At 37.1% G+C, this 12211-nt stretch carries 14 protein-coding genes; 8 read left to right on the forward strand and 6 right to left on the reverse strand.

What is annotated here, in order from left to right:
• Window positions 1–72 precede the first annotated feature (72 nt).
• A complete protein-coding gene (locus tag NAT51_RS10645; protein ID WP_250598889.1) occupies window positions 73–495 on the forward strand; it encodes a hypothetical protein in 423 nt (140 codons plus the stop codon).
• An 88-nt stretch (window positions 496–583) separates the two neighbouring features.
• Window positions 584–1078: a septal ring lytic transglycosylase RlpA family protein gene (locus tag NAT51_RS10650; protein WP_250598890.1), complete on the forward strand. Its 495-nt coding sequence runs from the start codon at window positions 584–586 to the stop codon at window positions 1076–1078.
• Between the two features lies 1 nt (window position 1079).
• On the opposite strand, the gene NAT51_RS10655 is transcribed toward NAT51_RS10650, so the two are convergent.
• Complete coding sequence (locus NAT51_RS10655; RefSeq protein WP_250598891.1) at window positions 1080–1547, reverse strand: CYTH domain-containing protein; 468 nt, start codon at window positions 1545–1547, stop codon at window positions 1080–1082.
• A 25-nt stretch (window positions 1548–1572) separates the two neighbouring features.
• On the opposite strand from NAT51_RS10655, the gene dinB reads away from it, so the two are divergent.
• Complete coding sequence (gene dinB / locus NAT51_RS10660; protein ID WP_250598892.1) at window positions 1573–2655, forward strand: DNA polymerase IV; 1083 nt, start codon at window positions 1573–1575, stop codon at window positions 2653–2655.
• Window positions 2656–2666: 11 nt separating this feature from the next.
• On the opposite strand, the gene pyk is transcribed toward dinB, so the two are convergent.
• From pyk to NAT51_RS10685, 5 genes are all read right to left on the reverse strand, one after another.
• A complete protein-coding gene (pyk, locus tag NAT51_RS10665) occupies window positions 2667–4097 on the reverse strand; it encodes a pyruvate kinase (protein ID WP_250598893.1) in 1431 nt (476 codons plus the stop codon).
• Window positions 4098–4099: 2 nt separating this feature from the next.
• Entirely contained in the window at window positions 4100–4579 is a 480-nt protein-coding gene (locus NAT51_RS10670) for an IPExxxVDY family protein (RefSeq protein WP_250598894.1), read from the reverse strand.
• A gap of 113 nt (window positions 4580–4692) precedes the next feature.
• The gene (rnc, locus tag NAT51_RS10675) at window positions 4693–5433 is read right to left on the reverse strand and encodes a ribonuclease III (protein ID WP_250598895.1); all 741 of its coding nucleotides are present in this window, start codon (window positions 5431–5433) and stop codon (window positions 4693–4695) included.
• A gap of 8 nt (window positions 5434–5441) precedes the next feature.
• On the reverse strand, window positions 5442–6692 hold the full coding sequence (gene fabF, locus NAT51_RS10680) for a beta-ketoacyl-ACP synthase II (RefSeq protein WP_250598896.1): 1251 nt from the start codon (window positions 6690–6692) through the stop codon (window positions 5442–5444).
• Between the two features lie 193 nt (window positions 6693–6885).
• Window positions 6886–7122 carry an acyl carrier protein gene (locus NAT51_RS10685; RefSeq protein WP_007137004.1) on the reverse strand — a complete coding sequence of 79 codons (237 nt, stop codon included), beginning with the start codon at window positions 7120–7122 and terminating at the stop codon, window positions 6886–6888.
• Window positions 7123–7344: 222 nt separating this feature from the next.
• Between NAT51_RS10685 and purN the strand changes: the two genes are divergently transcribed.
• Genes purN through NAT51_RS10710 form a run of 5 tightly spaced genes read left to right on the forward strand, consistent with a single transcriptional unit; the run spans window position 7345 to window position 11957 of the window.
• Window positions 7345–7911, forward strand: coding sequence for a phosphoribosylglycinamide formyltransferase (purN, locus tag NAT51_RS10690; RefSeq protein WP_250598897.1), 567 nt, complete (start codon window positions 7345–7347; stop codon window positions 7909–7911).
• Window positions 7912–7913: 2 nt separating this feature from the next.
• Window positions 7914–8393: a ribonuclease HI gene (gene rnhA / locus NAT51_RS10695; protein ID WP_250598898.1), complete on the forward strand. Its 480-nt coding sequence runs from the start codon at window positions 7914–7916 to the stop codon at window positions 8391–8393.
• A gap of 18 nt (window positions 8394–8411) precedes the next feature.
• Complete coding sequence (locus NAT51_RS10700; protein ID WP_250598899.1) at window positions 8412–9038, forward strand: START domain-containing protein; 627 nt, start codon at window positions 8412–8414, stop codon at window positions 9036–9038.
• A 35-nt stretch (window positions 9039–9073) separates the two neighbouring features.
• The gene (locus NAT51_RS10705) at window positions 9074–10000 is read left to right on the forward strand and encodes a PfkB family carbohydrate kinase (protein WP_250598900.1); all 927 of its coding nucleotides are present in this window, start codon (window positions 9074–9076) and stop codon (window positions 9998–10000) included.
• Between the two features lie 58 nt (window positions 10001–10058).
• Complete coding sequence (locus NAT51_RS10710) at window positions 10059–11957, forward strand: amidophosphoribosyltransferase (protein WP_250598901.1); 1899 nt, start codon at window positions 10059–10061, stop codon at window positions 11955–11957.
• Window positions 11958–12211 lie beyond the last annotated feature (254 nt).

Genomic DNA, 12211 nt, shown 5'->3' on the forward strand with positions numbered 1-12211 from the left:
AATTTCAAAACCATCTGCCTGGCAGATGGTTTTGTTTTTTTAGCTATATTTGTTTAAACTAAAATTGTCAAAATGTACGAATTTATTCAAAAATTTCACTCAGGATGGGCTTATTTAGCTCTTTTGTTAGTATTGATTGTCGTGGTCAACAGCGGGATAGGTTTTTCTTCAAAAAGAGAGTTCACCGGAACAGACCGCAAGATTGCTTTGTTCGGACTTATAGCGGCCCATATTCAGCTTTTGGTTGGTTTGATTTTATATTTTGTGTCTCCATTAGGAAAAGCTTTATTGGGTGAGATGAAAGATCCTGCGGCCCGTTTGACATCTTTGGAACATCCTTTAATTAATATAATTGCCATCGTTTTTATTACGATAGGTTGGTCAAAACATAAAAAACTGGCTGAAAGTACTGCAAAATTCAAAACTATTTCAATATTTTTCGGAATAGGATTGCTTTTGATTTTAAGCAGAATTCCTTGGTCTTTATGGTTGTAATATAGAAAGCAAAAAGTCCTTATTTTAGGGCTTTTTGTTTTTGGGTACGGTATTTGAGTTAGGATGTGTGATGTTAAATAAAACTGATATGATAAACAGAATTTTAATGGTAATTACCACATCGATAGCTGTGTTGTTAATTTCGAATTTCTCATTTAGGAAATTTGATAAAAATAAATTTGACCTGACTGAAATCCAGGATACTATTAAGCCTGATACTATTGACAGTCTGGCGATAGACAGTCTTTCTATTGAAGAAGGATTGTATAACTACAAATTGTATAAAAGTAGTGCTCACGCTTCTTATTATGCCAACAGGTTCAACGGAAGAAGAACCGCCAGCGGAGAACGTTTCAATAATAAAAAATTTACTGCGGCACACCGTAAATTCAAATTCGGAACCATTTTAAGAGTGACTAACTTGCGTAACGGTAAACACGTTCTGGTGAAAGTGAATGACAGAGGACCACATGTAAGAAGCCGCGAAATTGATTTGTCACGTGCTGCTTTCATGTATCTGGCAACGAACAGGGCCGGAGGTGAAATGCGTGTTAAAATAGAAATTGCCCAGAAAAAGGAGTGATCTACCAGTTTTGGTAGGGATGATTGCTTAAATAGGCATTGTAATATTTTTCGTCACCCGTAACTTCTTCTCCTAACCAGTCCGGTTTCAGAAATTCTTCAGTTTCTGATGCTAATTCGATTTCGGCTATTATTAAGCCTTTGTTTTCTCCTGAGAATACATCGAGTTCATATGTGTGGTTTCCGGCTGGGATTTCGTATCTTATTTTGTCTATAACGCCTTTTTCACATAAAGAAAGTAATTGTTCGGCTTCTTTAACCGGTATTTCGGTTTCCCATTCCATTCTTGTTGTTCCTGATTGGTTGCCTTTACCTTTTATAGTCAGGTATCCCTGATCGCCTTTAATTCGTATTCTGACGGTTCTTTCGGGGTTGGAGTTTAAATAACCCTGTACAATTCTGTTTTGGTTTGAAGCCAAAGAAATGCAATCGGTGTTGGTAACTAAAAATTTGCGTTCTATTTCAATCATAGGATAAAGGTATTAAATTTGTGTGATGACCGATCCGATTCCACTAAGAAAAATAATTCACGTCGATATGGATGCTTTCTATGCTTCTGTCGAGCAAATGGATAACCCTGAATTGAAGGGTAAGCCACTTGCTGTTGGCGGCAATGAAATGCGTGGTGTGGTGTCGGCTGCGAGTTATGAAGCCCGGAAATTCGGTGTGCGCAGTGCTATGAGTGGTATTCAGGCAAAACGTTTGTGTCCCGATCTGATTTTCGTCCGTCCAAGATTTGACCGCTATAAAGAAATTTCCAAAAAAATACGCAAGATTTTTCATGATTATACAGATATGGTTGAGCCACTTTCATTGGATGAGGCTTATTTGGATGTGACCCAAAATAAAAAAGGTAATCCAAGTGCGTCTCTTATCGCTCAGGAAATCAGGAAGCGTATTTTTGAAGAAGTTGGGCTAACGGCTTCAGCAGGTATTTCGGTGAATAAATTTGTAGCCAAAATAGCTTCGGATTATAATAAACCTAACGGACAGAAAACGATTAATCCTGATGATGTGGAAGCTTTTCTTGAAGGTTTGGATGTGAAAAAGTTTTACGGAATCGGTAAAGTGACTACTGAAAAAATGTACCAGCTTGGGATTTACACCGGAGCCGATTTAAAATCGAAGACATTTGAGTATCTCGATGAGCATTTCGGAAAAAGTGGCCGCCATTATTACTATTTGGTCCGTGGGATTTCAAATAGTCAGGTAAAGCCTAACAGAACGACTAAATCGGTGGCGGCTGAACATACTTTTTATACGAATCTGACTTCTGAAATTTTTATGGAAGAGAAGTTGGAGCGCATTGCTGAAGAGTTGTCCCGTCGTTTGTTAAAACACAAAATCTCCGGTAAAACAATTACGTTAAAGATTAAATACAGTGATTTTACGCAACAGACAAGAAGCAAAACGTTGCCTTATTTTATTTCCGATAAAGGTTTGTTGTTTGAAAATGCTAAAGAATTGTTGTATCAGGAGCGAATGAAGGATTCCGTCCGTTTGTTGGGAATTTCACTGGCCAACTTAAATACAGAAATAAAAAAAACCGTAGTGGTACAACTACGGTTTGAATTCTGAATTATATTTTTTTATGCGATTTCGGAAATTCTTAAGGTATTAACCATTCCTTTTTCTACAACCGGCATAGCAGCAAGGTTAACTAAAATATCTCCTTTCTGGACATATCCTTGTTGATGTGCAATGGCATTAATATCATCGATGGTATCGTCGGTACTTACAAACTTATCATAAAAAAATGCGTGTACACCCCAAAGTAAATTCAACTGCGTTAAAATGCGCCTGTTTGAAGTGAATACCAAAACATGTGCATGAGGTCGCCATGCCGAAACCTGGAAAGCTGTATAACCGCTATTGGTTAATGTTGTAATCGCTTTGGCTTCGATGTCATCCGCTAAAATCGCTGCGTGGTAACATATGTGTTTTGTGATGAAACGGTTGGTTTTAATTTGTGGCTGCTTTTGAGGAACCTGAATTAATGGTGAATCTTCAACAGCTTCAATGATTTGTGTCATTTTTTCAATTACCTGAACCGGATAATTGCCTACAGATGTTTCTCCTGAAAGCATTACGGCATCTGCACCGTCCATTACCGAATTCGCAACGTCGTTTACTTCAGCACGGGTTGGTGTCAAACTTGTAATCATGGTTTCCATCATTTGGGTTGCAACGATTACCGGGATACGGGCTAATTTAGCTCTGTGGATTAATTTTTTCTGAATCAATGGTACTTCGTGTGCCGGAAGTTCAACTCCAAGGTCACCACGTGCCACCATCAAGCCATCACAATGAGCTACAATTTTGTCAATGTTTTCAACTGCTTCGGGTTTTTCGATTTTGGCTACAATCGGAATTTTATGATCCGAATGTTGTTCTATTAGATCTCTTAAATCTTTCAAGTCTTCCGGTGTTCTTACGAAAGATAAAGCAATCCAGTCTACTTTGTTTTCAATTGCGAAAATTGCATCCCTGATATCTTTTTCAGTCAAGGCAGGTAAAGAAACTTTTGTGTTAGGTAGATTAACTCCTTTTTTAGATTTTAAAGGGCCGCCTTGGATAACTTTACATACAACCTTAGCATCTCTGTCTGTTGATACAGCCTCGAATATTAATTTTCCGTCATCCAATAAAATTCTTTCGCCCGGGTTTACGTCCTGAGGGAAAGTTTTGTAAGTCATGTAGACATTGTCCGGTGTTCCCGGAACATCATTTGTAGTCTGGAAAGTAACCAAGTCGCCTTCGTTTACGATTACATCCTCTTTCATGACACCAACGCGTAATTTTGGTCCTTGTAAATCGGCTAAAATTGCGGTAGTGAAGCCTTCTTCTTCATTTATTTCCCTGATGATTCTGATTCTTTCGGCAACATCAGTGTAGTCAGCATGCGAGAAGTTGATTCTGAAAACATCAACTCCGGCTTCCATCATTTTTTTTATGATCTCTTTTGTGCTACAGGCAGGGCCGAGTGTAGCAACAACTTTAGTCTTCTTTCTTGTAGGCATCACTAAAATATTAAATTGTTCTTCGATTTGATTTCATGCACATCTATCGCATATACTGTGCTAATGGAATCAATCTTTTTAATTTTTGTTATAATTTCTTTTGTATTGATCTGTTCGTCGTGTTCTATTTTTAAAAAATAGTCCACTTTTTTAAGCTCGCTGATTAAATTTACTTGGGTGGTAACCCAATTGTCTTCAAATAGTGAATTGCTTTTGGTTTGGACCGGCAATTCCATATCCTGCTTGTTCTGTATTAAATCCCAACTCATCATGGCTGTTTCGTCTTCAAAAGTAAATCTTGAAAATGAAGTTTTCTGTTTGTTGATTTCGATTGGGATTTCTTCTTCGTTTTTAGAAAGCAAAATCTGCAATTGCTGATTTATTTTGAATGCTAACCTGTAATCTTCAAGTGTGGTATGTATGGCGATGAGATCATAATCTATCTGGTCAAAATCTTCTAACTGTAATTTATGAATAGCCATACAATTCAAAATAAAATGTAAATATACTATTAATAAGGGACTTTAAACGGTTTGTAACGTTAGCTTTTTGCTAATTTATTAACGAAAACGTTTGAGTTTTAGGTGGATACGGATTACTTTGCGTCAATTTGTGACTGAAAAACAAAATAAGCTCTTTTTGAAGCAATTTCTTCTGCTTTCTTTTTTGAAGTAGCCCGTGCTTTAGCGACGATTTTACCGTCAATGTGTAGTTTTACCCCGAAGTATTTTAAAGTGCCGGTTCCGTTGTCGTCGTAAATTTCATAATTGAAAGATTTTTTTTCTTTCTGGCACCATTCTATCAGTAAGCTCTTGTAGCTGATGACTTTTCCTTCCAGTCGGTCAATGTCGACATATGGCTTGATGATTTTTCGGTGGATGAATTTTTCACAGTATAAAAAGCCTTTATCCAGATAAATGGCACCTATGAATGCTTCAAAAATATTTCCGTGTACATTTTCGCCAAAATGCTGTGGAGCAACTTTGCTTTCAACAAATTGGATTAAATTAAAGTCTTTTCCCAGCTCATTCAAATGCTCACGGCTTACAATTTTGGATCGCATTTTTGTCAGATAACCTTCATCGCCTTTTGGTACTTTATTGAAGAGATGTGAAGCAATTACTGAGCCAAGCATGGCATCACCCAAAAATTCCAAACGTTCGTAATTGATCGGATTTCCGTTCTCGTCTGTTTTGTTCATCGAACGATGGGTGAATGCTTTTTTGTAATGCTCCAGGTTGTTAGGCTTAAAGCCTAGTATTTTCTCGAGTTTATCAAAAAAAATCCCGTCTTCAGGAGAACGGGAAGTTTTAAATATTTTTTTAATAATACTCATACAGGGAATTAGTCAATTTTTTTGAATAAAACACAAGCATTATGACCACCAAATCCGAAAGTATTGCTCATAGCCACTTTAATATCTCTTTTTTGAGCTTTATTAAGGGTTAGGTTTAATGACGGATCGATGTTTTCATCTACAACCGTGTGATTGATTGTAGGAGGAATGATTCCGTGTTTGATGGCTAAAACAGACGCAATGGCTTCAATGGCTCCGGCAGCACCCAAAAGGTGGCCTGTCATTGATTTCGTTGAGTTGATGTTGATGTTTTTAGCGTGATCACCAAAAACTGCACTAATCGCTTTTAATTCAGCTACGTCGCCAAGAGGTGTTGAAGTTCCGTGAGTGTTGATGTGTTCTACATCTTCAGGTTTCATACCGGCATCATTCAAACAGTTTTGCATTACGGCAATTACTCCAATTCCTTCAGGGTGTGGAGCAGTTAAATGGTAAGCATCCGATGACATACCGCCACCGCCAACTTCACAGTAAATTTTTGCTCCTCTTGCTTTTGCGTGTTCATATTCTTCCAATACCAATGCTCCGGCTCCTTCTCCTAGTACGAATCCGTCACGTGTTGCGTCAAACGGTCTTGATGCGGTTTCCGGACTTTCGTTTCTGGTTGATAAAGCCTGCATGGAGTTGAATCCGCCCATACCGGCAATGGTAACGGCAGCTTCTGAACCACCTGAAATGATTACGTCACACATTCCTAAACGGATATAGTTGAATGCGTCAATCAAAGCGTTTGCTGATGAAGCACATGCGGAAACGGTTGTATAGTTTGGTCCCATAAATCCGTTGCGCATTGAAATATGTGCCGGCGCAATGTCAGCAATCATTTTTGGTATGAAAAATGGGTTGAAACGTGGTGTTCCGTCACCTTTGGCATAGCTTAAGACTTCTTCCTGGAAAGTTTCCAAACCGCCAATTCCGGCACCCCAGATAACACCTACTCTTGCTTTGTTAACATTTGTGTCGGTAATTCCTGCGTCTTTGATGGCTTGCTCTCCGGCTACAATAGCGTACTGGGCAAATTTATCCATCCTGCGGGATTCTTTTTTGTCTATGTATTCTTCAACGTTGAAGTTTTTTACTTCGCAGGCAAACTTAGTTTTATGTTTTTCGGTGTCATAATACGTGATAGGTGCTGCACCGCTTTTTCCGTTTATTAACCCGTTCCAATATTCTTCTATAGTATTTCCTATTGGTGTAAGTGCTCCTAATCCTGTTACTACTACTCGCTTTAATTGCATCCTCAGTTGGTTTTGTTTGATATAAAAAAACCCATGGTACTTTTAATTAACTAAAAGAAACAATGGGTATTACATAATATTTATGATTGTAATACAATCAATGTTTTTACAAATCTACAAAAGATTTTGATAAAGACAGTAAAAAATAATAACATCTGTAAGGTGTTGCACTTACAGATGTTTGGTAGTATTATTATTTTTTAGCTTCTTCGATGTAAGAAATAGCTTGACCTACAGTAGCAATGTTTTCAGCTTGGTCGTCTGGAATTTGGATGTCAAATTCTTTTTCGAACTCCATAATTAGCTCAACAGTGTCTAATGAATCAGCTCCTAAATCGTTAGTGAAGCTTGCTTCTGTAACAACTTCGTTTTCGTCAACACCTAATTTGTCTACGATAATCGCTTTTACTCTTGATGCAATGTCTGACATAATCTTTAATTTTAAATTTTAATTAGTTGGCAAAAATAAAAAAATTATTTTACAACCAGTTTTTTAGTTAATAAATCTAACTACGAATTTAGAAAATTAATTTCACAAAGAATACCATTTTTAATTATTTGTCATTTATTATTCTTTTTTTTGCGGAATGAATAGTACAATTGCGCATTAATTCTAACCGGTTTATTGTCAATACTTTTAATAACACAACAAATGAAAAAGATTGTAATATTTGCATCGGGTTCAGGCTCGAATGCCGAACAAATCATATTACATTTTAAAAACAGTAATCAAGGAAACGTAGTCGGAATATTTACTAACAATCTGCATGCCAAAGTTTTAGATCGGGCTAAAAACCATAACATTCCTTTTGAAATTTTTTCACGGGAAGAGCTCATTGATGGTTCTGTATTGCAAAAAGTCGAAGAAATTAATCCGGATCTGATTGTGCTGGCCGGTTTTCTTCTGAAGTTTCCGTCTGATATCATTGCGAAATATCCGGATAAGATTATTAATATCCATCCTGCATTATTGCCAAAATTCGGAGGGAAAGGGATGTATGGCATGCGTGTGCATCAGGCAGTTTTGGATCAGAAAGAAAAAGAAACCGGGATTACGATCCATTATGTGAATGAGCATTATGATGAAGGCGGGATTGTTTTTCAGAAATCGGTATCGGTGGAAGATTGTAAAACGCCCGATGAAATTGCTTTTAAGGTACACTCGTTGGAATATCGGTATTTTCCACAGGTAATAGAACAACTTTTAATGAGTAAATAATTTTGAGTCATCAGGTTCACATATATACTGACGGTGCTGCTAAAGGCAATCCCGGGCCGGGAGGCTACGGGGTTGTTATGGAATTGGTCGGAACTGCATATAAAAAAGAATTTTACGAGGGTTTTCGGCTGACTACCAATAATCGTATGGAATTATTGGCGGTTATAGTGGGATTGGAAAAACTAAAAAATCCGAATATGAAAGTTTTGGTGGTTTCTGATTCTAAATATGTAGTGGATGCTGTTGAGAAAAGATGGGTTTTCGGTTGGGAGAAAATTGGTTTTAAAGCCAAAAAAAATCCGGACCTATGGATGCGCTTCCTGAAAATTTACCGTCAGCACCAAGTTGATTTCAAATGGGTGAAAGGACATAACAATCATCCGCAAAACGAGCGTTGTGATCAGTTGGCTGTAATGGCTTCCCAACAAAATAAATTGGCTGTGGACTCGTTTTATGAAAATGAAGCTGATAAACTGCTTTGATTTTCTTATTTTTATCTGATGCAGAAACTTTTATATCTCTTTTTAGGGTTCTTTCTTCTGGGATTTGTACAGCTTCATCCATGGAAGCTGGACTTGGATAAAGATGATATTAAAGTATATGTAAGGAAGACAGATTCCTCTTCCATTAAGGAGTATAAAGCTGTTATGGAGGTAAAAGCCCCCATGGATACGGTTTTGAAAAAAATCCTGGACATTAAAAACCTGAAAAACTGGAGTTATAAAACGAATAATTCTGTTTTGATTAAAAAACTTTCTGATACCAGTTGGATATTTTATATCCAGAATAACTTTGATTGGCCGGTAAAAGACAGAGATCATGTTTCTAAAGTTGTGTTGTCCAGAAAGAAAAAGGAATGTACCATAACCTTAACTGCAGCAAATAATATTGTTAAGATCAATCCGAAAATTATCCGTATTAAGCGTTTCAGAGGTTTTTGGAATCTTAAAAAAGTAGATGAAAAAACAACTGTTGTGACCCAGCAATTATTTGGTGATCCAGAAGCTAATGTGCCGGCTTTTGTTGTTAATTCCATGTTGAGCAAAGCTCCTTATGAAACTTTTAAGACAATGAAATATCAACTGGAAAATAGAACTAAAAATTCTGTTGGGAAGAACAAAAACTAAATTGTATCTTTGCGCCTTAATTTTCAATTCGTTTTATGAATAAATTATTAATTGTAGGAACAGTAGCTTTTGATGCTATTGAAACGCCGTTTGGAAAAACAGATAAAATTTTAGGAGGAGCAGGTACTTTTATTGGTCTTTCAGCTTCACATTTTAACTTGCAGTCGGCAATCGTTTCGGTTGTTGGGGAAGATTTTCCGCAAGAATATATCGATTTATTAAAATCAAGAAATATTGATGTAACCGGACTTGAAGTTGTTAAAGGCGGTAAAACATTCTTTTGGAGTGGTCGTTACCACAACGATATGAATTCCAGAGATACTTTGGCTACAGAATTAAATGTATTGGCTGATTTCAACCCGGTAGTTCCTGAAAATTTTGATGATGCAGATGTGGTAATGTTAGGAAACTTACATCCAATTGTGCAAACAGGGGTTTTGGATCAAATGTCACAAAAACCTAAATTAGTGGTTTTGGATACTATGAATTTTTGGATGGATTGTGCATTACCTGAATTGTTAGATGTGATTAAACGTGTGGATGTTATTACAATTAATGATGAAGAAGCCCGTCAATTATCAGGAGAGTATTCATTGGTAAAAGCAGCTGCTAAAATTCATACAATGGGGCCAAAATACGTGGTGATCAAAAAAGGTGAACACGGTGCTCTAATTTTTCACGGTAAAGAAATTTTCTTTGCTCCAGCTTTGCCATTGGCAGACGTTTTTGATCCTACAGGAGCAGGAGATACTTTTGCCGGTGGTTTCGCGGGATACATTACCCAGCAAGGAGATATTTCATTTGAAACGATGAAAACTGCCATTATCCAAGGTTCTAATTTGGCATCTTTCTGTGTGGAGAAATTTGGAACAGAAAGAATGGTAAGCTTAACCAAAGAAGAGGTAAAAGACAGATTGAAGCAATTCAAAGCGTTAACGCAATTCGATATTGAACTAGCTTAAAAAATTACGCCTCGATTTTCGGGGCTTTTTTTATTTATATAACAACAACACAACAACAATGAGTGACGCGATAAAACACGAGTGTGGTATTGCACTTTTAAGATTAAAAAAACCTTTAGAATACTACAAAGAAAAATACGGTACTGCTTTTTATGGAGTTGAAAAAATGTATCTTCTTCTAGAAAAACAACACAATAGAGGGCAGGATGGTGCAGGTTTGGCGAGTATCAAATTAGATGTAGATCCAGGTGAAAGATATATCAGCCGTATCCGTTCCAATCAAGCCCAGCCTATTCAGGATATATTCGGTCAGATTAACGGACGCATCAATGAAGAGCTTGAAAATCATCCTGAATACCTGAATGATGTCAGTTTGCAGAAAAAACATATTCCTTATGTAGGTGAGTTGTTTTTAGGACATGTTCGTTATGGTACATTTGGTAAAAACAGCATTGAAAATGTTCATCCATTTTTACGTCAGAATAATTGGATGCACCGCAATCTGATTGTTGCCGGAAATTTCAATATGACCAATGTGAAAGAATTGTTCGGTGATTTGGTTGCTTTGGGTCAACATCCGAAACAAATGGCAGATACTGTAACCGTAATGGAAAAGATCGGACATTTTTTAGACGACGAAGTGACCGAAATGTATCAGGTTTGTAAAAATGAAGGTTTGTCAAAACAGGAAGCTTCACCAGTAATCGCCGAGAGATTAGATGTGGGGCGTATTTTAAGACGTGCATCCAAAAACTGGGACGGCGGTTATGCCATGGCAGGGTTGTTAGGGCATGGAGATGCTTTTGTAACAAGGGATCCAGCTGGAATCAGACCAGCTTATTATTATCAGGATGATGAAATAGTAGTGGTGGCTTCTGAAAGGCCGGTTATACAAACGGTTTTCAATGTTCCTTTTGATGCTATCCAGGAAATTACACCGGGACATGCTTTGATTGTCAAAAAGAACGGAACAGTTATCGATGAGAAAGTCCGTGAGGCTCTGGATAAGAAAGCTTGTTCTTTTGAACGGATTTATTTTTCCCGTGGCAGTGATGCCGAAATTTATCAGGAGCGTAAACAGCTGGGTAAATTGATTATGCCTGCTGTTTTAAAAGCGGTAAATAACGATACTGATAATACTGTTTTCTCCTATATACCTAATACAGCAGAAACCTCTTTTTACGGAATGGTTGAAGCGGCCAACGACTTTTTGAACCAACGAAAAATTGCTGCTATTTTAGAGCATAAAGATTCTCTGTCTGAAGAAAAACTCCAGGAAATACTTTCTGTTAAATTGCGTTCGGAAAAAATTGCCATTAAAGATGTAAAATTAAGGACTTTCATTACCGAAGACAGTTCCCGTGACGATATGGTCGCTCACGTTTATGATGTGACTTATGGTGTGATTAAACCAACAGATAATCTGGTAATCATTGATGATAGTATCGTACGTGGTACAACATTGAAAAAGAGTATCATCAAAATGATGGATCGTTTAAATCCGAAGCAAATCGTTATTGTTTCTTCCGCACCGCAAATCCGTTATCCGGATTGTTATGGAATTGATATGGCTAAACTGGAAACGTTAGTAGCTTTCCAGGCGATGCTTGAATTGCTGAAAGATGCTAATAAGTATCATTTGGTTGATGAAGTATATGCTAAGTGTAAAGCGCAAGAACATCTTAATGATTCTGAAGTTGTGAACTATGTGAATGAATTATATGAACAGTTTACAGACGAGCAGATTTCGGATAAAATTGCTGAAATGCTTACTGAACCTTCGGTAAAAGCAGAAGTGAAAATTATTTTCCAAACAGTCGCTGATTTGCATAAAGCATGTCCGAAAAATTTAGGGGATTGGTATTTTACGGGGAATTATCCTACCGATGGAGGGAATAGGGTTGTGAACAGAGCTTTCATGAATTTCTATGAAGGTAAGGACGCCAGAGCGTACTAAAAGGATTACAAAAATGTCTTTTATCGACTTTATTTACAATTCACCGATTAAGTTTGGTGTGACTATATCCTGATTCTATATTCGCCATACCATTACATAAGTAGGTTAAGTTTATGGTAGATTTGGGGCAAAAAAGGTGGAACTAATACTTCCGCCTTTTTTATTTTATATACTTAAGCATTAGTTTTTGAATACTCTAACCAAAATTAATGAACCCTAATGCAATCAACGATTTTTTTGACAATTCACCGATT

The sequence above is a fragment of the Flavobacterium amniphilum genome (genome assembly GCF_023634845.1).
Lineage (GTDB): Bacteria > Bacteroidota > Bacteroidia > Flavobacteriales > Flavobacteriaceae > Flavobacterium > Flavobacterium amniphilum.

Coding starts and splice junctions, on each gene's coding strand:
- NAT51_RS10645 (WP_250598889.1), top strand. CDS start 73: ATGTACGAATTTATTCAAAAATTTCACTCAGGATGGGCTTATTTAGCT.
- NAT51_RS10650 (WP_250598890.1), top strand. CDS start 584: ATGATAAACAGAATTTTAATGGTAATTACCACATCGATAGCTGTGTTG.
- NAT51_RS10655 (WP_250598891.1), bottom strand. CDS start 1,547: ATGATTGAAATAGAACGCAAATTTTTAGTTACCAACACCGATTGCATT.
- dinB (WP_250598892.1), top strand. CDS start 1,573: ATGACCGATCCGATTCCACTAAGAAAAATAATTCACGTCGATATGGAT.
- pyk (WP_250598893.1), bottom strand. CDS start 4,097: ATGCCTACAAGAAAGAAGACTAAAGTTGTTGCTACACTCGGCCCTGCC.
- NAT51_RS10670 (WP_250598894.1), bottom strand. CDS start 4,579: ATGGCTATTCATAAATTACAGTTAGAAGATTTTGACCAGATAGATTAT.
- rnc (WP_250598895.1), bottom strand. CDS start 5,433: ATGAGTATTATTAAAAAAATATTTAAAACTTCCCGTTCTCCTGAAGAC.
- fabF (WP_250598896.1), bottom strand. CDS start 6,692: ATGCAATTAAAGCGAGTAGTAGTAACAGGATTAGGAGCACTTACACCA.
- NAT51_RS10685 (WP_007137004.1), bottom strand. CDS start 7,122: ATGTCAGACATTGCATCAAGAGTAAAAGCGATTATCGTAGACAAATTA.
- purN (WP_250598897.1), top strand. CDS start 7,345: ATGAAAAAGATTGTAATATTTGCATCGGGTTCAGGCTCGAATGCCGAA.
- NAT51_RS10700 (WP_250598899.1), top strand. CDS start 8,412: ATGCAGAAACTTTTATATCTCTTTTTAGGGTTCTTTCTTCTGGGATTT.
- NAT51_RS10705 (WP_250598900.1), top strand. CDS start 9,074: ATGAATAAATTATTAATTGTAGGAACAGTAGCTTTTGATGCTATTGAA.
- NAT51_RS10710 (WP_250598901.1), top strand. CDS start 10,059: ATGAGTGACGCGATAAAACACGAGTGTGGTATTGCACTTTTAAGATTA.